Annotated in this window: 17 protein-coding genes; 13 read left to right on the forward strand and 4 right to left on the reverse strand. The window is 73.2% G+C overall.

The features are described 5' to 3' along the window. The first annotated feature begins 109 nt into the window (after nt 1-109). From ACPT94_RS03205 to ACPT94_RS03220, 4 genes are all read left to right on the forward strand, one after another. Nucleotides 110-1258, forward strand: coding sequence for an ROK family glucokinase (locus ACPT94_RS03205; protein WP_360330311.1), 1149 nt, complete (start codon nt 110-112; stop codon nt 1256-1258). Continuing rightward, complete coding sequence (locus ACPT94_RS03210) at nt 1255-1848, forward strand: sugar kinase (RefSeq protein WP_360330308.1); 594 nt, start codon at nt 1255-1257, stop codon at nt 1846-1848. The genes ACPT94_RS03205 and ACPT94_RS03210 overlap by 4 nt, the downstream gene beginning before the upstream one ends. A gap of 117 nt (nt 1849-1965) precedes the next feature. Further along, a complete protein-coding gene (locus tag ACPT94_RS03215) occupies nt 1966-4797 on the forward strand; it encodes a DEAD/DEAH box helicase (protein WP_425245039.1) in 2832 nt (943 codons plus the stop codon). Continuing rightward, nucleotides 4797-7034: an SWIM zinc finger family protein gene (locus ACPT94_RS03220; protein ID WP_425245040.1), complete on the forward strand. Its 2238-nt coding sequence runs from the start codon at nt 4797-4799 to the stop codon at nt 7032-7034. Before ACPT94_RS03215 ends, ACPT94_RS03220 begins: the two co-directional genes overlap by 1 nt. 139 nt (nt 7035-7173) lie before the next feature. Here ACPT94_RS03220 and ACPT94_RS03225 read toward each other — a convergent pair whose 3' ends face one another. Further along, nucleotides 7174-7947, reverse strand: a complete 774-nt coding sequence (locus tag ACPT94_RS03225; RefSeq protein ID WP_425245041.1) for a carbonic anhydrase — start codon at nt 7945-7947, stop codon at nt 7174-7176. Between the two features lie 473 nt (nt 7948-8420). Here ACPT94_RS03225 and pcaDC point away from each other — a divergent pair, with 473 nt between their 5' ends. The 4 genes from pcaDC to ACPT94_RS03245 all read left to right on the forward strand — a co-directional run bounded on the left by pcaDC (nt 8421) and on the right by ACPT94_RS03245 (nt 11764). Next, nucleotides 8421-9722 (forward strand): bifunctional 3-oxoadipate enol-lactonase/4-carboxymuconolactone decarboxylase PcaDC, encoded by a 1302-nt coding sequence (gene pcaDC, locus ACPT94_RS03230; RefSeq protein ID WP_425245042.1) that lies wholly within the window; start codon nt 8421-8423, stop codon nt 9720-9722. Between the two features lie 40 nt (nt 9723-9762). Next, complete coding sequence (locus ACPT94_RS03235; RefSeq protein WP_360331123.1) at nt 9763-10398, forward strand: MBL fold metallo-hydrolase; 636 nt, start codon at nt 9763-9765, stop codon at nt 10396-10398. A gap of 50 nt (nt 10399-10448) precedes the next feature. Then, nucleotides 10449-11228 carry an exodeoxyribonuclease III gene (locus ACPT94_RS03240; RefSeq protein WP_360330293.1) on the forward strand — a complete coding sequence of 260 codons (780 nt, stop codon included), beginning with the start codon at nt 10449-10451 and terminating at the stop codon, nt 11226-11228. Between the two features lie 116 nt (nt 11229-11344). Next, nucleotides 11345-11764 carry a DUF6278 family protein gene (locus ACPT94_RS03245; protein WP_425245043.1) on the forward strand — a complete coding sequence of 140 codons (420 nt, stop codon included), beginning with the start codon at nt 11345-11347 and terminating at the stop codon, nt 11762-11764. A 320-nt stretch (nt 11765-12084) separates the two neighbouring features. Here ACPT94_RS03245 and ACPT94_RS03250 read toward each other — a convergent pair whose 3' ends face one another. After that, on the reverse strand, nt 12085-12846 hold the full coding sequence (locus ACPT94_RS03250; protein WP_425245044.1) for a hypothetical protein: 762 nt from the start codon (nt 12844-12846) through the stop codon (nt 12085-12087). 143 nt (nt 12847-12989) lie between these two features. Between ACPT94_RS03250 and ggt the strand changes: the two genes are divergently transcribed. Beyond that, nucleotides 12990-14789 (forward strand): gamma-glutamyltransferase, encoded by a 1800-nt coding sequence (gene ggt, locus ACPT94_RS03255; protein WP_425245045.1) that lies wholly within the window; start codon nt 12990-12992, stop codon nt 14787-14789. A 15-nt stretch (nt 14790-14804) separates the two neighbouring features. Here the strand turns inward: ggt and ACPT94_RS03260 are convergent, their stop codons facing one another. Both ACPT94_RS03260 and map read right to left on the reverse strand, forming a co-directional pair. Then, complete coding sequence (locus tag ACPT94_RS03260; RefSeq protein ID WP_360330281.1) at nt 14805-17357, reverse strand: ATP-dependent Clp protease ATP-binding subunit; 2553 nt, start codon at nt 17355-17357, stop codon at nt 14805-14807. A 252-nt stretch (nt 17358-17609) separates the two neighbouring features. Beyond that, entirely contained in the window at nt 17610-18380 is a 771-nt protein-coding gene (map, locus tag ACPT94_RS03265; RefSeq protein WP_360330279.1) for a type I methionyl aminopeptidase, read from the reverse strand. 32 nt (nt 18381-18412) lie between these two features. Here map and ACPT94_RS03270 point away from each other — a divergent pair, with 32 nt between their 5' ends. The 4 genes from ACPT94_RS03270 (at nt 18413) to ACPT94_RS03285 (ending at nt 22727) form a co-directional block, all read left to right on the forward strand. Continuing rightward, entirely contained in the window at nt 18413-18664 is a 252-nt protein-coding gene (locus ACPT94_RS03270) for a helix-turn-helix domain-containing protein (protein WP_360330276.1), read from the forward strand. Nucleotides 18665-18819: 155 nt separating this feature from the next. After that, nucleotides 18820-20421 (forward strand): hypothetical protein, encoded by a 1602-nt coding sequence (locus ACPT94_RS03275; protein WP_425245046.1) that lies wholly within the window; start codon nt 18820-18822, stop codon nt 20419-20421. A 183-nt stretch (nt 20422-20604) separates the two neighbouring features. Then, nucleotides 20605-21447 carry a nitrilase-related carbon-nitrogen hydrolase gene (locus ACPT94_RS03280; protein WP_360330270.1) on the forward strand — a complete coding sequence of 281 codons (843 nt, stop codon included), beginning with the start codon at nt 20605-20607 and terminating at the stop codon, nt 21445-21447. Beyond that, entirely contained in the window at nt 21444-22727 is a 1284-nt protein-coding gene (locus ACPT94_RS03285) for an aspartate aminotransferase family protein (RefSeq protein ID WP_360330267.1), read from the forward strand. The genes ACPT94_RS03280 and ACPT94_RS03285 overlap by 4 nt, the downstream gene beginning before the upstream one ends. The last annotated feature ends 15 nt before the right edge of the window (nt 22728-22742 follow it).

Raw genomic sequence — 22742 nt, forward strand, 5'->3', positions numbered from 1 at the left:
CCGCCTGCGCGTGACCAGGCACAACGCGTCCGCGGACGGCACAACACAAGGACGCCCCTTTACTCCCCCGCTCGGCACCCCCCATGGGCGTGAGGCAGAATCGGCGACGATGAGCACCTACGGCACCTTCACCGCCCCCATCGGCTCCCGCCGCGCCCCCGCCCTGCGAACCGTGGGTACCCGCGAGCGCCGCTCCCATCTGACCGCACCCCGTGTGCCCACGGTCGGTATCGACATCGGCGGCACCAAGGTGATGGCGGGAGTCGTCGACGCCGACGGCAACATCCTGGAGAAGGTCCGCACGGAGACGCCGGACAAGTCCAAGAGCCCGAAGGTCGTCGAGGACACCATCGTCGAACTGGTCCTGGACCTGTCCGACCGGCACGACGTGCACGCCGTCGGCATCGGTGCGGCCGGCTGGGTCGACGCCGACCGCAACCGCGTCCTGTTCGCGCCCCACCTGTCCTGGCGCAACGAGCCGCTCAGGGACCGCCTCTCGGGCAGGCTCTCCGTGCCGGTCCTCGTCGACAACGACGCGAACACCGCCGCCTGGGCGGAGTGGCGCTTCGGCGCCGGCCGCGGCGAGGACCACCTCGTCATGATCACCCTCGGCACGGGTATCGGCGGCGCGATCCTCGAGGACGGCCAGGTCAAGCGGGGCAAGTACGGCGTCGCCGGCGAGTTCGGGCACATGCAGGTCGTGCCCGGCGGCCACCGCTGCCCGTGCGGCAACCGCGGCTGCTGGGAACAGTACAGCTCCGGCAACGCGCTGGTCAGGGAGGCCAAGGAGCTGGCCGCCGCCGACTCGCCGGTGGCGTACGGGATCATCGAGCACGTCAAGGGGCAGATCGGTGACATCACCGGCCCGATGATCACGGAGCTGGCCCGTGAGGGCGACGCGATGTGCATCGAGCTGCTCCAGGACATCGGCCAGTGGCTCGGCGTCGGCATCGCCAACCTGGCAGCCGCCCTCGACCCGTCGTGCTTCGTGATCGGCGGCGGTGTCTCGGCCGCCGACGACCTGCTGATCGGCCCCGCGCGGGACGCCTTCAAGCGCCACCTCACCGGCCGCGGCTACCGCCCCGAGGCCCGGATCGTGCGTGCCCAGCTCGGCCCCGAGGCCGGCATGGTCGGCGCCGCCGACCTGGCCCGTCTGGTCGCCCGCCGCTTCCGCCGCGCCAAGCGGCGCCGGGTGGAGCGCTACGAGCGCTACGAGCGGTTCGCGGAGGCCGCCCGCCGGGCCCGGGACACCGCATGACGGCGTCCCTGCCGCACCAGGCCTCACCGGGGGACGAGCCCTCCCGCCCGCAGGAGACCCGGGGCCATGTGATCCGCCGCAGGGCGCTCACCCTGCTCATCATCGTGCTGCTCATCGGCGTCCCGGCCGGCTACCTGGTGATCTCCGCCAACCAGAGCCGCGACAGCGGCAAGGACAAGGAGGCGAAGTACTCGGCGACCGGGCTGACCGAGGGCTGGCCGTCGAGGGTCCAGCGCCGCCTGTACCAGGTGCCGGTCCCGCACCCGTCGAACAAGGTCGCCTACTACGAGACGAACAACTGGAAGACCAGCCGTCTCTACGTGCAGTTCCAGACCACCCACGCCGGCCTGGACGCCTTCCTCGCCGAGCTCGGCCTCAGCCGGGCCTCCCTGACGAAGGACGACATCACCATCGGCGAGCGCGACCAGCACGTCACCGGCTGGCGGTTCTCCGGCCCCGGCTCCCGCCCCGGCGACAACTTCGGCTTCGTCCACGAGCAGAAGAACCCCAAGCCGACGCTGGACGTGGTGGTGAACACCGGCAACCCGGTGTACCCCATGGTGTACGTCGTCTCCCGCACGGTCCCCTGACGGTCCGACGGCCGCCAGGCACGGCGCCCCTCCCGGTCTCCGGGGCCGATTGTCAGACCCCGCCCGTAGAGTCGAAGACAACTGATCCGACACGCGGGCGGGAGGTGGACACTGCGTATGCGCGACACGACTGCGGTCGCCGGGCACCCGGCGGAGCCGATCGGCGTGCGCCTCGCCGCCGTCTTCCTGCCCGCTCCCCTCCCGCGCGACGGCCGGATCGCCTTCTGGGACCCGGACGACGGCCCGCTGCCCGCCCCGGCGGGCACCGAGCGCACCGAGCTGACCGTCGTACGCAGGCATGGCGCCTCCGTCCGCCGCCGGCAGGCCCCCGCGCTGTCGCTGCCCCTCGACACGGCGCTCCCACTCCTGGTGCGCGCCCGCCGCGACCCCGCCGCCCACCCCGCGACCGCCTGCTGGGGCGCGGCCGCGCTGCACGCGCTGCGGCTCGCCGCCCGCGGCCGTCTGCTGCCCGGCCTCACCCCCACCGGCCACGACGCCTGGCGGGCGGGCCCGCTGACCCCGGAGGACATCGCACACCTCCGTGCGATCGCCGCGGCCCTTCCCCACGAGGGTCACGCCGTACCGCTGCCCGGCCCCGGCCCGCTCCGGCTGCCGCAGCCGGAGGCCCTCCTGCGGTCCTTCCTGGACGCCGTCGCCGACACCCTGCCCCGCACCCCCGCCGCCCCGTACGCGTCCGGGAAACCCTTCGCAGACCGCCCGCCACAGCGGCTGCCCGGCGCCCACGACTGGGCGGCGGAGGTCGCCGCCGGCATGGACGCGGGCGTACGGATCTCCCTCCGGCTGGACCTGTCGGCGTACGACCTGTTCGACGAGGCCGAGGGAGCGCGCCGTGCGGGCGCCGCCGTCGTCCAGGTGCACAGCCTCGCCGACCCGACGCTGGTGACCGACGCGACAGCCCTGTGGGCCGGCGAGGCGGACTCCGCCTTCGGCCCCCGCGCGCGCGTGGACGCGGCCCTCGCCGTCCGGCGCGCCGCCCGCGTCTGGCCGCCGCTGGCCCGGCTCGCCGACCAGGACGCGCCGGACGTCCTCGCCCTCTCCGAGGACGAGCTGAGCGACCTGCTCGGCGTGGCCGCGACCCGTCTCGCCGCGGCCGGGGTCGCCGTGCACTGGCCGAGGGACCTCGCCCAGGACCTGACCGCGGCCGCGGTCGTACGGCCCGCCCCGGGCTCGGCGACCGACGGCACCGGCTTCTTCGAGAGCGAGGAACTGCTGCAGTTCCGCTGGCAGTTGGCCCTCGGCGGCGACCCGCTCAGCGAGACCGAGATGGACGCGCTCGCCGAAGCCCACCGCCCGGTCGTCCGCCTGCGCGACCAGTGGGTCCTCGTCGACCCCGCCCTCGTCCGCAAGGCCCGCAAGCGCGAACTGGGCCTGCTGGACCCGGTGGACGCCCTGTCCGTCGCTCTCACCGGCACCGCGGAGGTCGACGGCGAGACCGTCGAGGCGGTCCCCGTCGGCGCCCTGGCCGCCCTGCGCGACCGCCTCACCACCGGCGTACGCCCCGCCGAGCCGCCCGCGGGACTGCACGCCACCCTGCGCGACTACCAGCTGCGCGGCCTGGCCTGGCTCGACCTCATGACCTCCCTCGGCCTCGGCGGCTGCCTCGCCGACGACATGGGCCTCGGCAAGACGATCACCGTCATCGCCCTGCACCTGAAGCGGGCCCGCACCGAACCCACCCTGGTGGTCTGCCCGGCCTCCCTCCTCGGCAACTGGCAGCGTGAGATCACCCGCTTCGCCCCCGGCGTCCCCGTCCGCCGCTACCACGGCCCCGACCGCACCCTGGACGACCTGACCGGCGGCTTCGTCCTCACCACGTACGGCACCATGCGCTCGGCGGCCCCGACGCTGGCCGGCCGGCCCTGGGGCATGGTCGTCGCGGACGAGGCCCAGCACGTCAAGAACCCCTACTCGGCGACCGCGAAGGCGCTGCGCACCATCCCGTCCCCCGCGCGCGTCGCCCTCACCGGCACCCCCGTCGAGAACAACCTCTCCGAGCTGTGGGCCCTCCTCGACTGGACCACGCCCGGGCTCCTCGGCCCCCTGAAGTCCTTCCGCGCCCGGCACGCGCGCGCGGTGGAGACGGGCGAGGACCAGGAGGCGGTGGAGCGACTCGCCCGCCTGGTGCGCCCCTTCCTGCTGCGCCGCAAGAAGTCCGACCCCGGGATCGTCCCCGAGCTGCCGCCCAAGACCGAGACCGACCACCCCGTCCCCCTCACCCGGGAACAGGCCGCGCTGTACGAGGCGGTGGTGCGCGAGTCGATGCTCGCCATCGAGACGGCGGACGGCATCGCCCGCCGCGGCCTGGTGCTCAAGCTCCTGGGAGCGCTCAAGCAGATCTGCGACCACCCGGCGCTGTACCTCAAGGAGGAAGCCCCCACCACCGGCGACGCCCTCGCCGCCCGCTCCGGCAAACTCGCTCTCCTGGTCGAGCTGTTGGACACCCTGCTGGCCGAGGACGGATCGGCGCTCGTCTTCACCCAGTACGTCGGCATGGCCCGCCTGATCACCGCCCACCTGGCCGGCCGCGCGGTCCCGGTCGACCTCCTCCACGGCGGCACCCCGGTGCCCGAGCGCGAGCGCATGGTGGACCGCTTCCAGAGCGGCGCGACCCCCGTCCTGGTGCTCTCGCTCAAGGCCGCCGGCACCGGCCTGAACCTCACCCGCGCGGGCCACGTCGTCCACTTCGACCGCTGGTGGAACCCGGCCGTGGAGGAACAGGCCACCGACCGCGCCTACCGCATCGGTCAGACCCAGCCCGTCCAGGTGCACCGCCTCATCACCGAGGGCACGGTCGAGGACCGCATCGCCGAGATGCTGGAGTCCAAGCGGGCCCTCGCCGACGCGATCCTCGGCTCCGGCGAGTCGGCCCTCACGGAACTGACGGACCGTGAGCTGTCCGACCTGGTCCGGCTGCGGAGGGAGGCGTGATGGGACAGTTCGAGGCGGGTGAGCCCGCCGCCCGGCCCGCCGACGCGGCACGGCGTGCGCTGCGGGAGGCTCGGGAACAAGCGCGGGCGAAGCAGGAGGAACAGCCCAAGGGCCAACCGGAGGGCCGGCTGGAGGAACGGCCGAAGGAACAGCTGGAGGAAGCGTCACAGGCGCAGACGGCGGAGCAACGGGGAGAGACCCCGGAACGGCCGTCGGAGGCGCCACCCGCGAGCCGTACCCCCCGGCCTGGTGACGCGGCCCGCGCCGCTCTGCGGCGTACGGCGCGCGCCCCGCAGACGGAGGCCCTTCCGACGGAGGTCTCCCAGACCGAGACCTCTCCGACGGACGCCCTTCAGACGGAGATCCGGCAGACGGAGATCCGGCAGACGGGGGCCCCGCAGTCGGAAGCCCCGCAGACGGCCGCTGCTCGGGCGGCCGACGAGCCCCGTGCGCCGCGGGACAGGGCCGGTTCGCGCCCCGCCGACCTGGCCCGCGAGGCCCTGCGGGCGGCCCGAGCGGAGTCTCGTCAGGGCTCGGCGGAGGCCGGCGCGCCGGGGAGCGGGACCGCGCGTCGATCCCCCCGCACGGGCACAGGCCCCGCCGCCGGGGCCACCCGGCGCCCCACCCGCCCACGTGACCGTGTCGCCGACGACCGCGCACGGGACGTACGGAACTTCCTCGCGGACGCCTTCCGGATGCCGTCGGCGGGGACGGCCGGGGATGAGACGACCGAGCAGGGCAACTCTCCTGCCGACGTCGGCACTTCCCCCTTCCCGGCAGCCGACCCCACACCGGCACCGACGCCCACACCGCCACCGGCGCCCACCCCCGTCTCGGCGCCCACCCCCGTCTCGGCGCCCACCCCCGTCTCCGCCCCCACCTCCACTTCAGCGCCCACCCACACCTCCCTGCCCGCCCACAGCTCCCCGCCCACCCCCGCAGACACCCCCGCCCGCACCCCCGGCTCCATGGCCGCGCCCTCCCGGGACAACGACCACCGCCGCACCTTCCCGCCGTTCGCGCCTCGATCCACCGGCGACGACGGCCGCTTCGCCGAGACCTGGTGGGGCAACGCCTGGATCACCGCCCTCGAGGAGGGCGCCCTGGACGCCAAGCGTCTTGCGCGCGGCCGGGGTTACGCCGAGCAGGGCAACGTCGACGCCATCACGGTCACTCCGGGTCTCGTCCTCGCGTACGTGCAGGGCAGCCGTCCCCGGCCGTACCGCGTGCAGGTGCGGCTGCGCACCCTCGACGACGAGGACTGGGAGCGTTTCCTGGAGGCGGCCGTGGAGCGGCCCGGTCACATCGCCGCGCTTCTCGACAGGGAGATGCCCGAGTCCCTCGCCGAGTGCGGGGTGCCGTTGCTCCCCGGCCCCGGCGATCTCGAACCGCACTGCAGCTGCCCCGACCGGGGCCATCCCTGCAAGCATGCCGCCGCCCTCTGCTACCAGACCGCGCGGCTGCTCGACGCCGACCCCTTCGTGCTGCTCCTGCTGCGCGGCCGGGGCGAGCGCGAGCTGCTCGACGCGCTGTCCCGCCGCAACGCCACCCGAGCGGCCCGTGCCGCGCAGGAGCGGGAGCCGGAGCCCCTGCCGGGCGTCCGGGCCACCGAGGCGCTCGACCCCGCTCGCCGGCTCCCGCCGCTGCCGCCCCCGTTGCCCGTGCCTGCGCACCCCGAGCAGCCCCCGGCGTACCCCTCCGTCCCGAACGGCCCCGACTCCTTCGCGCTGGACCAGCTCGCGACCGACGCGGCCGCCCGCGCCCACGCCCTGCTCACCACCGGCCACGACGAGATCGGCGAACTGACCCTGTGGCAGGACGCCGTACGCATCGCCGCCTCCCGTCCGGGCTCCGGGCTCACCGCCGCCACCCGCGCCCTGTACTCCTCCCTCGCCTCCGCCGCCGGCCGCACCCCGGCCGAGCTGGCGCGCGCCGTCGCCGCCTGGCGGCAGGGCGGCCCGGACGGACTCGCCGTCCTGGAGGAACCCTGGGACCCACCGGCCGGCCGCTTCGACCGGGCCCGCCCGCTCCTCCTCGCCGCCGACCTCCCCGCCTTCCGTCCCTGGCGCAACCACCTCACCCATCCCCGCGGTCATGTCCAACTCCGCTTCGGCCGAGACGGGCTGTGGTACCCGTACGAGTCCGAGCCCGGCCACGACGACTGGTGGCCGCGCGGCACCCCCGACTCCGACCCGGTGGGCGCCCTGACGGGCCTGGGCGGCTCCGAGGATCTCTGAGCGCCCCGTCGCACCGCCTACGCGAGCCCCGGCGCAGGCGACGCCCACGGCTGCGGGTTCCCCACCGCTCCACGCGTGGCACGGCTGTCGGGCGGGACCCGGACTCTCCCTGCCCCGCCCGACGCCGCCCTGCCGTCCGTCAGGCCGAAGGCGCTCCGGTGAGGGTCTCCACGCGGCCGGTGTCGAGCGAGTAGTAGGCGCTCACGACGGCCAGTTCGCCCTTCTTGATGAGGGGGGCGAGGGCCTTGTTGGCCCGCAGGTCCTCGGCGGTCTGCTCGGCGTGGATGCGGATCATGGCGTCGACGGGGTCGTCGGTCTGCTTCCTCAGCGTCGCCCGGTACGCCGGCCGCAGGGCGTGGGCTATGGACGGCAGGGTGCCGGGCAGTTCCTTGCCGTCGCGCATCGCCTCGTACGCCGCCTTGACGGCGCCGCAGCGCTGGTGACCGAGCACGACGACCAGCGGGGTCCCCGACGTCAGCGGACCGTACTCGACGGAACCGGTGACCACGGGGGCCACCACCTGCCCGCCGGTGCGCAGCACGAACAGGTCGCCGAGCCCGGTGTCGAAGACCAGCTCCGGCGGCACCCGGGAGTCGATGCAGGACAGGATCACGCCGTAGGGCTCCTGCTTCTCGGCGACGGCCTTCCGTCGGCTCGGGTCCTGGCCGGGGTGCTGCAGCTTCCCGTCGACCCAGCGCCTGTTGCCCTCCATGAGTCTCGCGAACGCCGCCGACGGCGAGTCCGGCCGGGTGTTCGCGGACGGTGAGGCGGTCTTCGCCGCCGCCCCCGCGACCGTCGTCCTCTGCGTGGCCGTACCGTCCGACTTGGACGAACAACCCGTGATGAGTGCCGCGGTGGCCACCAGCCCCCCGGTCAGGAGCGTCCTGCGCTGTGCGTGCCCGGCGTTACCCATGACTGCGTCCCCACTTCCGGTGTGTCCTCTGCTCGGGCACCTGAGCGGAGCCCGCGATTCCACAGTGGCGAGGGGCCGGTTAGCGCCCGTACAGCGTCGGTCAAGCGGAGAGGAAACCTTGATCCAAGTCACGAGGAGTGCGGGATCATGACGTCGAGTGACCGCGCCGGGGGAGCCCTCGCGGCGCCCGCGACCCCGTCGGCGGACCCACCGGCTCATGGCGCTTCCGAAGCTTCGCGGGATGCGTCTGTACGATGCACGCGCGTCGTGTCTCACGTACCCGGCCAACGGCGGGGTGCCGGACCACCTCCTCGCTCGGTGGGCCGGACACGCCAACGTGGCAACCAGCAAGCGCGGTGGTATGTGAAACCCGATGTGGAGGATCTTCGCGAGGCTGTCACAACGTGGGACGGCCTGCACGGAGTTCCGACCCAAGCACGTGAGGAATTGTGAGATGTGGGAGCGTGAGTCGGGTGAGTGAGAGTACGTCCGGCACCCTGCAATACCGCTTTGACGGGCCAGAAGACGCCCCGGTCCTGATCCTGGGGCCGTCCCTCGGCACCACCTGGCACATGTGGGACCGTCAGGTCCCCGAGCTCGCCCAGCAGTGGCGGGTCTTCCGCTTCGACCTTCCCGGCCACGGCGGCGCCCCGGCCCACCCGGCGGGCTCGGTCGCCGACCTGGCCGCCCGGCTGCTCGCCACCCTCGACGCGCTCGGTGTGCAGCGCTTCGGCTACGCGGGCTGTGCCCTCGGCGGCGCCGTCGGCGTCGAGCTGGCCCTGCGCCGTCCCGAGCGGGTCGCCTCGCTCGCGCTGATCGCGGCCTCGCCGCGCTTCGGCACGGCGGACGAGTTCCGGCAAAGAGGCGTGATCGTCCGCACCAACGGCCTCGACCCCATCGCCCGCAGCTCGCCCGACCGCTGGTTCACCAGCGGGTTCGCCGCCGCGCAGCCCGCGATCACCGACTGGGCGGTGCAGATGGTGCGCACCACCGACCCCGGCTGCTACATCGCGGCCTGCGAGGCGCTCGCCGCGTTCGACGTGCGCGCCGAACTCGGGCACGTCGGCGTGCCGACGCTGGTCCTCGTCGGCTCGGACGACCAGGTCACCGGCCCCGCCGAGGCACGCACCCTGGTCGCCGGCATACCGGACGCCCGTCTCGCCGTCGTCCCCGGCGCCTCCCACCTGGTCCCGGTGGAGCAGCCCGCCGCCGTCACCGACCTGCTGGTGCGGCACTTCTCCACCGCCTGGCAGCCCGCCTACGACCACAGCACGGGCCAGACCGCCCTCCCCGGCGTCCCCCTCAAGCCGGTCCTGGCCGCACCCCCGCAGTCCGCGCCCATCGCCGAGATCGCTCCCGCCGCTCCGGTCGTCTCACCGCAGGTCATGGGCCGCCCCGACCCCTACGACGCCGGGCTGAAGGTGCGCCGTGAGGTGCTCGGCGACGCCCACGTGGACCGGGCGCTGTCGCAGGCCGACGACTTCTCGGGCGACTTCCAGGAGTTCATCACCCGCTACGCGTGGGGCGAGATCTGGGACCGTCCCGGCCTCGACCGGCGCTCGCGCTCCTGCGTCACGCTCACCGCGCTGGTGGCCGGCGGCCACCTGGAGGAGCTGGCCTTCCACGTCCGCGCCGCCCTGCGCAACGGCCTCACCCCGGACGAGATCAAGGAGGTGCTGCTCCAGGCGGCGGTCTACTGCGGTGTCCCGGCGGCGAACAGCGCCTTCCGGGTGGCGCAGCAGGTCATCCGCGAGGAGACCACGCCCATCGAGTGAACCGGGTGCCCGGCGGAGGCAGGATGGACCCATGACGCTCATGAAGCTCACGAAGAAGTCGCACGCCTGCGTCCGCCTGGAGAAGGAGGGGCGCACACTCGTCCTCGACCCGGGCGGCTTCACCGAGGAGGACGCCGCGATCGGCGCGGACGCCATCCTCGTCACGCACGAGCACCCCGACCACTTCGACGAGGGGCGGCTGCGGGCGGCCCTGGAGGCCGACCCGGCCGCACAGATCTGGACGCTCGGGTCGGTCGCGGAGAAGATCTCCGCCGCCTTCCCGGGCCGGGTCCACACCGTCGGCCACGGCGACACCTTCACCGCCGCCGGCTTCGACGTCCAGGTCCACGGCGAACTGCACGCCGTGATCCACCCGGACCTCCCGCGCATCACCAACGTCGGCTTCCTGATCGACGGCGGCCGCGTCTTCCACCCCGGCGACGCCCTCACCGTCCCCGACCACCCGGTGGAGACCCTCCTCGCCCCCGTCCAGGCCCCCTGGAGCAAGATCGCCGAGGTCATCGACTACGTCAGGGAGGTCGCGCCGCAACGCGTCTACGACATCCACGACGCCCTCCTCACCGACCTCGCCCGCCCCATCTACGACACCCACCTCGGCAATCTGGGCGGCTCCGAGCACCACCGGCTGGCGTCGGGAGCCTCGGCGGAGGTCTGACGGAGGTCTGGCGGACCGCGTTGTCAGAGGCTCCGGGTAGGTTGTGAGGCATGCGCATCGCGACCTGGAACGTGAACTCGATCACCGCCCGCCTGCCGAGGCTCCTGGCCTGGCTGGAGAGCAGCGGCACCGACGTGCTCTGCCTCCAGGAGGCCAAGGTCGCCGAGGAGCAGTTCCCGTTCGACCAGCTGCGCGAGCTGGGCTACGAGGCGGCGGTCCACGCCACCGGCCGGTGGAACGGCGTGGCGGTGCTCTCCCGAGTCGGCGTCGAGGACGTCGTCAAGGGCCTGCCCGGCGATCCCGGCTACGACGGCGCCCCGGAGCCCCGCGCGATCTCAGCGACCTGCGGCCCGGTCCGCGTCTGGTCGGTGTACGTGCCGAACGGCCGCGAGGTGGACCACCCGCACTACGCCTACAAGCTCCAGTGGTTCGAGGCCCTGAAGGCCGCCGTCGCCGGCGACGCGGCGGGCAGCCGCCCCTTCGCCGTGCTGGGCGACTACAACGTGGCGCCGACGGACGACGACGTCTACGACCCGGCCGCCTTCGAGGGCTCCACCCACGTCACCCCCGCCGAGCGCGCCGCCCTCGCCTCCCTGCGCGAGGCGGGCCTCGCCGACGTCGTCCCCCGCCCGCTGAAGTACGAGCACCCCTTCACGTACTGGGACTACCGCCAGCTCTGCTTCCCCAAGAACCGCGGCATGCGCATCGACCTGGTCTACGGCAACGCGCCGTTCGCCAAGGCCGTGAAGGACTCCTACGTCGACCGCGAGGAGCGCAAGGGCAAGGGCGCCTCGGACCACGCCCCGGTCGTCGTCGACCTGGACGTGTAGTCCCGAATGTCGCGTACGGGTCAGGACGCCACGCGGGGCGGGAAGGGGGAGCGGACCGGAGGCGGCTGCCCGCGCGCCTGTGGTGCGCACGCCGGTGCGAATGTCACGCTGGGCGTATGAACATCCCTTTCCTGGGCAGCAAGCGCAAGAAGGACGCTGAAGCGACACTCGCCGCGGACCCCGAGGGGGTCGCCGAACTCCTCTCCGAATGTGAGCTCCTGCGCTCCCTGGCGGCCCAGGAGGGCGTCCGACTCGACGACACCGTGGCCGCCCTGGAGGCCCTCGACCAACTCCTGCCGAGATGGCGTGACGACGAGGAGATCCTGCCCTTCCTCGGCAACGACGCCGGGCTCTACCTCGGCACGGTCATCGTGCGCACCGTCGCCGGCGCCGTCTGGCAGGTCTGGCCGGGCGGCCGCCCCGTCGTACGGCTGGCGTCGGGACGGGAGTTCGACGTGGTGACGGCCGGCCACGAATGGGCCGCGAACGGGGTTCCCGAACTGTCCCAGCTGTACGGCGAGGTCGCGGAGACCTGAGAGCCGCGCGTCGTCGGCCCCCCGTCAGGTGGCTCACCTCCCGGGCCGGCGGCCGCATCACCGCCGCCGCGGCCCCGGCGGGTTCCTCACCGCCCCGCACAGCGGCCGGGCCAGGGACTTTCCCTCCAAGATCCTCAAGCACCGGCGACATCGACTACGATGTGCCGTTCGTCCGGGCCGCAGAGGCGGCAGTTCACCGAGCCCCACCCGCCCGGCCGCGGCCGCAGATCACTGCTCGCGCAGCGGAGTCGACACGTACGACGGGTCGTTCGCCGGCGAGGAGGAGGTCAGCCGCGCGCCGGACGGGTTGTGGCCCCGGGTCAGGACGCGCGGTGGGAGGTCCGTGGAGCGGTCGCCTGCGCCGGCAGCGGAGCCTGGGCCGCCCGTGTCACATCGGCGACCAGCTCGACCACGTCCGGGCCGTACGCCTGCGAGTTGACCACCTTCAGCAGCAGCACGAAGGAGCTGTTGCCGTGCTTGCGGTGCAGCCGCTCGTGGTGGCGGGCGAGGTAGCGGGTCGCGGCCTGGTTGGTGATGGCGCGCTGCCCGCAGAACAGGAACACCGGCCGCGTCTCACGGCGCTGGCCGGCGGTGAGCCGGGCCAGTATCACGTACTCCGTGACGCCCGGATCCATGCGGTAGCGCTCGCTGCCGATCTGGAACGCGCCCCGGTCCGGCCCCGGCTCGGGATCGATGTTGACGCGCACACCGGGCAGCATCGCCGACATGTGCGCCGTCATACGCCGGTTGGAGCCCGGCCCGCCCACACAGAACTCGGTGCGCTCGCCGAACCCCTGGTGGACCGCGTCCTGCGTGACCATCTGGACGTTGGCGCCGCAGTCCTTGATCAGCGCGGAGAGCTCCAGGAGGGCGAAGACGTCGAAACGGTGGACGGCCGGTTCGGAGGTCGCCGGGTCGCGGTTGACGACGAGCAGCGACTCCGAGTTGTCCGGCAGCCCGAAGAACGCCTGCTTGCGCCGGAGTTTCCGCTTCCACAGATAGGTGCGGGCCACCCAGCCGAGCGCGGCACTGATGCCGGCCGCGATCACGCCCAGGGCGATGTTGCGCACGTCGTCGTTCATGGGCGCGCATGTTAGCGGTCGAACACGACTGGGGCGTACCCGTGTTCGAAGTGTGCCAGTCGTATGACAGTGCCCGGAAGGGGGCTGTCGGGGCCCCCGCGATCTCGTTACGCTGCGCTGACGGTCCCGGACTGGAGGTACGGATGCGTCGCCCTGTCGCGCGGAAACTGTCGGTCCTGGCGGTCTCGGCCGCCGTGGTCTCGGTGGGGGCCGCCGCGCCACCCGCCGCCCAGCGAACAGCCGTTGAGAAGGTCCCGGTCGCCGTCGGCTACGGCGGTGCCGTCGCCAGCGTCGACGCGGACGCCTCCGCGGTCGGCATCGAGGTCCTGCGCAAGGGCGGCAACGCGGTCGACGCGGCCGTCGCCACCGCCGCCGCCCTCGGCGTCACCGAGCCCTACTCCTCCGGCATCGGCGGAGGCGGCTACTTCGTCTACTACGACGCCAAGTCCCGCAAGGTGCAGACCATCGACGGCCGTGAGACCGCGCCGCTGACCGCCGACTCCGGCCTGTTCCTCGAGAACGGCAAGCCCCTCGCCTTCGCCGACGCCGTCAGCAGCGGCCTCGGCGTCGGCACCCCGGGCACGCCCGCCACCTGGGCGACCGCGCTCGACAAGTGGGGCAGCAGGAAGCTCGACTCGGTCCTCGAGCCCGCCGAGCGCCTCGCCCGCGACGGCTTCACCGTCGACGCCACCTTCCGCAGCCAGACCGCCGCCAACGAGACCCGCTTCCGCTACTTCCCGGACACCGCCGAGCTGTTCCTGCCCGGCGGACAGCTCCCGGCCGTCGGCTCGACCTTCAAGAACCCCGACCTCGCCCGCACCTACGCGGAGTTGGGGAAGAAGGGCGTCCGAGCGCTCTACAAGGGCGACATCGCCGAGGACATCGTCGACACCGTCAACCACCCGCCCGTGGACCCGGGGTCGGGCTGGAACGCCCGTCCCGGCAAGCTGTCGGCCCAGGACCTCGCCGCCTACCGCGCCAAGCTCCAGGCACCCACCAGGACCTCGTACCGCGGCCTCGGCGTCTACTCCATCGCGCCCTCCTCCTCCGGCGGCACCACCGTCGGCGAGGCGCTCAACATCCTGGAGAAGACGGACCTTTCCAAGGCGAGCGAGACCCAGTACCTGCACCGCTTCATCGAGGCCAGCCGTATCGCGTTCGCCGACCGCGGGCGCTGGGTCGGCGACCCCGCCTTCGAGGACGTACCGACGAAGGACCTGCTGTCGCAGCGGTACGCCGACTCGCGGGCCTGCCTCATCAAGGACGACGCCGTGCTCACCAGCCCGGTGGCGCCCGGTGACCCGCGCCACCCGGCGGCCTGCGCCACCGGCGGCACGGCCGCGCCGACGACGTACGAGGGCGAGAACACCACGCATCTGACGGTGGCCGACAAGTGGGGGAACGTCGTCTCCTACACGCTCACCATCGAGCAGACCGGCGGCAGCGGCATCACCGTCCCCGGCCGCGGCTTCATCCTCAACAACGAGCTGACGGACTTCTCCTTCGCACCGGCCAACCCTGCCGTGCACGACCCGAACCTGCCCGGTCCGGGCAAGCGCCCCCGCTCGTCGATCTCACCGACCATCGTGCTCGACCAGCACGACAAGCCCGTCGTGGCGCTCGGATCGCCGGGTGGCGCGACCATCATCACCACCGTGCTGCAGACCCTCACCGAGTTCCTCGACCGCCGTCTGCCGCTCGTCGACGCGATCGCCGCACCCCGCGCCAGCCAGCGCAACGCCGCCCAGACCGAACTCGAACCCGGCCTCTACGGCAGCGACGTGGCGAAGCGGCTGGAGGCCATCGGGCACTCGTTCAAGCCGAATCCCGAGATCGGCGCGGCCACCGGCGTCCAGCGGCTGCCGAACGGCAAGTGGCTCGCCGCCGCCGAGACCGTACGGCGCGGCGGCGGCTCGGCGCAGGTGGTGCACCCGGCGCCGTAGCGCGCGGGGAGGGGATCAGAGCTCGGGGGCGGGCGGTTCGCCGGTACTCGTACGGAACGCGAGCCGCCCGCCGTCCACGTCCACCGTCACCCGGTCGCCCTCCTTGAGCCGGCCGTCGAGCAGGAGCCGCGACAGCTGGTTGTCGACCTCCCGCTGGATGGTGCGGCGCAGCGGACGGGCGCCGTACTCGGGCTGGTAGCCGCGTTCGGCGAGCCAGTCGACGGCCGCGCCGGTGAACTCGACCGCGATGCCCTGCGAGTGCACCATACGGCGGGTCCGCTCCAGCAACAGATCGGTGATCTCCCGCAGTTGCTCGCCGGTGAGCTGACGGAAGACGACGATCTCGTCGATGCGGTTGAGGAACTCCGGCCGGAAGTGCTCGCGCAGCGGCCGCAGGATCTGCTCCCGCCGCGCCTCCTCGTCGGCATCGGCCCCGCCCGCGCCGAAGCCGATGCCGGCGCCGCGCCGGGTGATCGCCTCCGAACCCAGGTTGCTGGTCATCACGATGACCGTGTTGGTGAAGTCGACCGTGCGGCCCTGGGAGTCGGTCAGCCGCCCGTCGTCGAGGACCTGGAGCAGGATGTTGAAGACGTCCGGATGCGCCTTCTCCACCTCGTCGAGCAGCAGCAGCGAGTACGGGTGCCGGCGCACCACCTCGGTGAGCTGGCCCGCCTCCTCGTGGCCGACGTAGCCGGGCGGGGCGCCGACCAGACGGCTGACGGTGTGCCGCTCCTGGTACTCGCTCATGTCCAGGCGGACCATCCGCTCCTCGCTGCCGAACAGGGCCTCCGCGAGGGCGCGCGCGAGTTCCGTCTTGCCGACACCGGTCGGGCCGAGGAACAGGAAGCTGCCGATCGGGCGGTCCGGGCTGGCGAGTCCGGCGCGCGAGCGCAGAACGGCGTCGGCGACCACGCGCACGGCCTCGTCCTGCCCGACGACCCGCTCGTGCAGATGCTCCTCCAGACCGAGCAGCCGGTCCTTCTCCTCCTGGGTGAGGCTTGCCACGGGGATGCCGGTCTGCCGCGACACCACCTCCGCGATGGCCTCCGCGGTGACCTCCAGATGCTGCCCCTCGTCGGCCTCGTCGTCCCCCGACGTGGCCGCGATCCGCTGCTTCAGCTCGACGATGCGGTCCCGCAGCTGCGTGGCCTGCTCGTACTGCTCGTCGGCGACAGCCTGGTCCTTGTCGCGGGCGAGCTGCTCGACCTCGCGCTCCATCGCCCGCACGTCCGTGCCCTTCGTCCGGGCGCCGAGACGCACCCGGGCGCCGGCCTGGTCGATCAGGTCGATGGCCTTGTCGGGCAGGCGGCGGTCGGTGAGATAGCGGTCGGACAGCCCCACGGCCGCCACCAGCGCCTCGTCCGTGTAGCGGACCTGGTGATGGGCCTCGTAGCGGTCCCGCAGCCCGCGCAGGATCTCGATCGTGTCCGGCACCGACGGCTCCGGCACCAGGATGGGCTGGAACCGGCGGGCCAGCGCCGCGTCCTTCTCGATCCGCCGGAACTCCTCCAGCGTCGTCGCGCCCACGATGTGCAGCTCGCCACGGGCCAGTGGCGGCTTGAGGATGTTGCCCGCGTCCATCGAGCCGCCCTCGCCGCCTCCGCCCGCGCCGACCACGGTGTGCAGCTCGTCGATGAAGACGATCAGCCGGTCGGAGTGCGTGCGGATCTCGTCGACGATGTTGTTCAGGCGCTCCTCGAAGTCGCCCCGGTAGCGGGTGCCGGCGACCACGCCCGTCAGGTCCAGGGCGACGACCCGCCGCCCGGAGAGGACGTCCGGCACGTCGCCGTCCGCGATGCGCTGCGCGAGCCCCTCCACGATGGCGGTCTTGCCGACGCCCGCGTCACCGATCAGCACCGGGTTGTTCTTGCCGCGCCGGGAGAGCACCTCGATGGTCTGCTCGATCTCGTCGTCGCGACCGATCACCGGATCGATACGGCCCTGGCGGGCCAGGTCGGTGAGATCGCGCCCGTACTTGTCCAGCGTGGGCGTGGTGGCGGGCCAGGGCCGCTCCGGGCGGGCCTGGGTGAGCGTGGCGTCCGAGGGCTCGGGCGGGCCGCCCGTGGGCGCGAACCGGGCCGCGTTCAGAATGTGCCCGGCCGCGGAGTCCGGGTTCGCCGCGAGGGCGCTCAGCACATGTTCCGGGCCGATGTAGCCGGCGCCCCGCGACCGCGCCAGGTCGTGCGCGTCCAGCAGGGCGCGCTTGGCCGCCGGGGTGAGGGAGAGCGACGTGGGCGGCGGCGCCTCGCCCGGCGGATGCTGGACCGGGCCCGAGCGCTCGTCGATCTCCGTCGCGAGGGAGTCGGGGTCCGCGCCGGCGCGGCTGAGCAGACTGCGGGTCGGCTCCGCCGCGAGCGCCGCGCGCAGCAGGTGCTCGGTGTCCAGGTCACGGCTGCCGTGCTCGGCGGCGTACTGGGCCGCGCCGCGCACCAGTTCCCTGGCCGGCTGACTGAGGAGCTGGCCGATGTTGATCTGGCGGGGGCCGGGGCGGGGCCCGCCGAAGAAGCGGGCCAGGAATTCACCGAAGGGGTCGTTGTAGCCCTCCGGGCTGGTGAAGCCGCTGGTCATGGCGTTCCGTTCCATCGACTGCACTGCCGGTGACGACGGGTGCCCCTGCCTGCGGCGCTTACACCGGTGAGGTGGGTGAGGGCACCGTTCTTACCTTGTCACGGTCGTTGGTGAGCGGCATGTCGTGGGGATCCGGGTCGTGCGGCGGCTGCGGGCGGTACGGGGCTGGTCGCGCAGTTCCCCGCGCCCCTTCAGGTGGGCTGCCCTGCCGTTGCCCGGTCAGCAGCCCCGCGCCCCTTCAGGCGGGGTGCTCTACTGTCGCTCGGTCAGGATCCGTGGGCCTGCCTCCGTGATCGCCACGGTGTGTTCCGCGTGGGCCGCTCGCGAACCGTCGTTCGTCTTCAGAGTCCAGCCGTCCGGGGCCGCGTGGTACCCGTCACCACCGCCGGCGATCAGCATGGGCTCGATCGCCAGGACCATGCCGTGGCGCAGGGGGAGGCCTCGGCCGGGGCGGCCCTCGTTGGGGACCCCGGGGTCCTCGTGCATGTGGCGGCCGATTCCGTGGCCCCCGAAGCCGTCCGGGATGCCGTATCCGGCGGCGCGGCAGACCGTGCCGATCGCGTGGGCGATGTCGCCGATGCGGTTGCCCACGACCGCCGCCTCGATGCCGGCCGCGAGGGCGCGTTCGGCGGTCTCGATCAGGTGGAGGTCGGCGGGGCGCGGGGTGCCCACGGTGAAGCTGATCGCGGAGTCGCCGGCCCAGCCGTTCAGCTGGGCGCCGAAGTCGATCGAGACCAGGTCGCCGTCGCGCAGGCGGTAGCGGGTGGGGATGCCGTGCACGATCGCGTCGTTCACCGACGCGCAGATCACGGCCGGGAACGCCGTCGGGGCGAAGGACGGGCGGTAGCCGAGGAAGGGTGAGGTCGCGCCCGCCTCGCGCAGCACGCCGTGCGCCAGCTCGTCCAGCTCCAGCAGGGAGACGCCCACGTCGGCGGCGTCCCGCACGGCCGTCAGGGCGCGCGCGACCACCTGGCCCGCCTCGTACATGGCATCGATCGATGTGTCCGTCTTCAGTTCCACCATGCCAATTACTATACCGGTATTAGAATGGTGTCATGGTGCGGACCCCGTTGACCCCCGAAGAACGCGAGCGCGGCGAGCGGCTCGGCAAGCTGCTGCGCGAGGCCCGTGGCGGCCGGAGCATGACCGAGGTCGCGGCGCGCGCGGGCATCTCCGCCGAGACCCTCCGCAAGATCGAGACCGGGCGTGCCCCGACCCCGGCCTTCTTCACGGTCGCCGCCCTCGCCGGCGCCCTCGGGCTGTCGATGGACGAGCTGGCGGGGCAGTGCGCGCTCGTCGTCGTATAGGGGCCCGACGCGGAGGAGAACCCGTCCGCCGCTCAGCGGCCCGGATCGCGCGCTGAGGCCGTCGCGTCCCCTTTGAAAACTGCCCGTAGCCCAGCTGTAACACGGCTGGTGTTGTCTACGGACCGGAGTGTTCCGGATCGGGCGGGAGCTGGGCGATGACTCTGGACCGACTCCCGGGCCAGGTGCGGGAGTTCGCGAACTACCTGGACGGCCTGCTGGCGCGCCTGCATCAGGGCTCCGGCTGGTGCGCGATCTTCTGGCAACGCGACCCGGACGGCATGCGGGCCTGCCTCGACGGGCGCGAGGTGCCGCCCTGGGACGTGGTGGAGGCGTTGCTCCAGGACCTCGCCGCGGAGCACGGCACACCCGTCGCCGCCCAGGAGGCGGAACGCGCCCGGTCCCTCCACCTCGCCGCCCTCACCGCCCACGACGACCGTCCGGGCGGCCGCGACGCCCTCGGCGACCGGCTCGACGTCATGCTCCGCGAACAGCACCACGCCCTCGAGCGGCAGGCCGAACTGGGCCGACTGCTCGACGCCGCGCACACCCACGAGGAGGCCGAGGCCCTCCGCCTCGACCTCGCCTGGGCCCGCGACGACCACGAACGGGCCACCGCCCGCTGCGCCGAACTCCGTTACCGGATAGCGGAGTGCGACCGCCGTGCGGGGGGCGGGCCGGTGCGGGGGGCACAACCGGCACACCGGGCCGGCGGCAGCGCCGTGAGCGCCACGGCCTCCGTGTACGGCGACACGAGGGGCCCTGGGACGGCTGCCTCGGGGACGGCTTCCTCGTACGAGGACGTCGGGGCCGCCGGGACAGGCGCTGCGCACGGCGACGCCCAGGCCGCCGGGACGGCCTCCTCGTACGACGACGTCCGGGCCTTCGTCGAGTCCGTCGACAGCGCCTACGCGACCGACCACCAGTACGCTCCGGAACCCGTCGCCGCCCGCCCCGCCCCCACCCCCGGCCCGACTCCGAGCCCGGGGCCGGGCCCCGCCCCGGCCGAGAGCGCCCCCGCCCCCAAGCAGCGCAGACGCCGTCGGGGCGGCGCCCGCTTCGCCGGGATGGTCGAGGAGGAGGCCGCGCCCGTCGTCGTACCGCCCGCCGCCGAGGCGGCACTGCCCGCGCCCGCGGCAGCCTCGCGCCGCAGTCCGCGCGGGGCCCGGTTCGCCGGGGTCGGGGAGGCGGTGGAGGCGCGGCCGGAGCCGCGGCCCGGGCCGTCGGACACGGCGCCGCGACGGGAGACCGCCGAGGCGGTGGAGCGGCTGGTACGGCTGCGCGGTGAGGGGCGCAGCGGCGAGGCGCACGCGCTGCTCGTGGAGCTGGCGTACGGGCCCGCCGACCGTGTCCCGCTGCTCGCCGCCGAACTGCAGCGCGCGGGACTCACCGCCGACTGGACGACCCTGCTCTGGGAGGCCGCCTCACTGCCCGCCGACCGGCTCGTCGCCGTCGCGGACGCCCTGGTCGAGGCGGGGCGCGCGGCCGACGGGGAGCAGATCCTGCGGCAGGGCGTCGTCCGCCCGGCCGAGGAGATCGGGGAGGCCGTCCGCGGGCTGGTGACCCAGGGCCGCCGCCGTGCGGCACGGGCGCTGGTCGACGCCTACGTCCGGGGCCGGACCCCCGAGGAGGTGGCCCGCAGCGCCGCCCCCGACCCGCGGGCACTGGTCCCGCTGCTGCTGGAGGCCGCCCGGGCTGTCTCGAAGGACCGCCACCGCGACCTCGCACACGCCCTCCGCGTCGCCGGGTTCCCCACCTGACCCGCGCGCCTCGCGGTACGCCGAGCGCCGTACGACTCACCCACCGGGGTGTGAAACGCGATGGACTTCGCGGGTTGACGACGATGGTCTTGGCAAGCCCGTCCCGGAGGCTTACGTTCGTGCCTCTACAGCCTGCTTCTACGGGCGTAGAGGCTCTGACGTTCCCCGTCGAAGGAGCAGCTCATGGCCAACGTCGTACGTGCCGCCCTGGTCCAGGCCACCTGGACCGGCGACACCGAGTCCATGGTGGCGAAACACGAGGAGCACGCCCGTGAGGCGGCCCGGCAGGGCGCGAGGATCATCGGGTTCCAGGAGGTCTTCAACGCTCCCTACTTCTGTCAGGTCCAGGAGCCGGAGCACTACCGCTGGGCCGAGCCGGTTCCCGACGGGCCGACCGTGCGCCGGATGCGGGAGCTCGCGCGCGAGACGGGCATGGTGATCGTCGTCCCCGTCTTCGAGATCGAGCAGTCCGGCTTCTACTACAACACCGCGGCCGTGATCGACGCGGACGGCTCCTACCTCGGCAAGTACCGCAAGCACCACATCCCGCAGGTCAAGGGCTTCTGGGAGAAGTACTACTTCAGGCCGGGCAACCTCGGCTGGCCGGTCTTCGACACCGCCGTCGGCAAGGTCGGCGTCTACATCTGCTACGACCGCCACTTCCCGGAGGGCTGGCGCCAGCTCGGTCTGAACGGCGCTCAGCTGGTCTACAACCCGTCCGCCACCCATCGCGGGCTGTCCGCGCACCTGTGGCAGCTGGAGCAGCCCGCCGCGGCCGTGGCCAACGAGTACTTCGTCGCCGCGATCAACCGTGTCGGCGTGGAGGAGTACGGGGACAACGACTTCTACGGGACGTCGTACTTCGTCGACCCGCGCGGGCAGTTCGTCGGAGAGGTCGCCGGCGACAAGGACGAGGAGCTCGTCGTCCGTGATCTCGACTTCGATCTCGTCGAGCGGGTGCGGCAGACCTGGGCCTTCTACCGCGACCGTCGTCCCGACGCCTACGAAGGGCTGGTGCAGCCATGAGCGATCTCTACGCCCGCCACCGCAGGGTCCTGCCGGACTGGCTCGCCCTCTACTACGAGAACCCGCTGGAGATCACCCACGGCGAGGGCCGCCACGTCTGGGACGCCGAGGGCAACAAGTACCTCGACTTCTTCGGCGGCATCCTCACCACGATGACCGCGCACGCGCTGCCCGAGGTGACGAAGGCGGTGAGCGATCAGGCCGGGCGGCTCCTGCACTCGTCCACGCTCTACCTCAACCGGCCGATGGTCGAGCTCGCCGAGCGCGTCGCCCAGGTGAGCGGCATCCCCGACGCCCGCGTCTTCTTCACCACCTCCGGCACCGAGGCCAACGACACGGCTCTTCTGCTGGCGACGGCGTACCGGCGCAGCAACACGATCCTGGCGATGCGCAACAGCTACCACGGCCGCTCCTTCAGCGCGGTCGGCATCACCGGCAACCGCGGCTGGTCCCCGACGTCGCTGTCCCCGCTGCAGACGCTCTACGTCCACGGAGGCGTGCGGACCCGCGGCCCGTACGCCTCGCTCAGCGACGCCGAGTTCATCGCGGCCTGCGTCGAGGACCTCAAGGACCTCCTCGGCCACACCCGGCCGCCCGCGGCCCTGATCGCCGAGCCCATCCAGGGCGTCGGCGGCTTCACGTCGCCGCCGGACGGACTGTACGCGGCATTCCGTGAGGTGCTGCACGCATACGGGATCCTGTGGATCGCCGACGAGGTGCAGACCGGCTGGGGCCGCACCGGTGAGCACTTCTGGGGCTGGCAGGCGCACGACAGGAGCGGTCCGCCCGACATCGTCACCTTCGCCAAGGGCATCGGCAACGGCATGTCCATCGGCGGGGTCATCGCCCGCTCCGAGATCATGAACTGTCTGGACTCCAACAGCATCTCGACCTTCGGCGGCACCCAGATCACCATGGCGGCCGGCCTCGCCAACCTCACCTACCTGCTGGAGCACGACCTCCAGGGCAACGCCCGCCGGGTCGGCGGCCTGCTCATCGAGCGGCTGCGGTCCGTCGCCGCCCAGGATCCGGGTGTGCGGGAGGTGCGCGGGCGCGGGCTGATGATCGGCGTCGAGCTGACCAGGCCGGGCACCGACCAGGCCGACCCGGAGCGGGCCGCCGCCGTCCTGGAGGCCGCCCGCGCGGACGGCCTGCTGATCGGCAAGGGCGGCGGCCACAGCACCAGTGCCCTGCGCATCGCGCCGCCGCTGTCCCTGACCGTCGCGGAGGCCGAGGAGGGCGCCGCGATCCTCGAAAGCGCGCTGCGGAGCACGCAGTAGCAGCATCTTGAGCAA

It is taken from the genome of Streptomyces aurantiaciflavus (assembly GCF_049808595.1).
Taxonomy (GTDB): domain Bacteria; phylum Actinomycetota; class Actinomycetes; order Streptomycetales; family Streptomycetaceae; genus Streptomyces.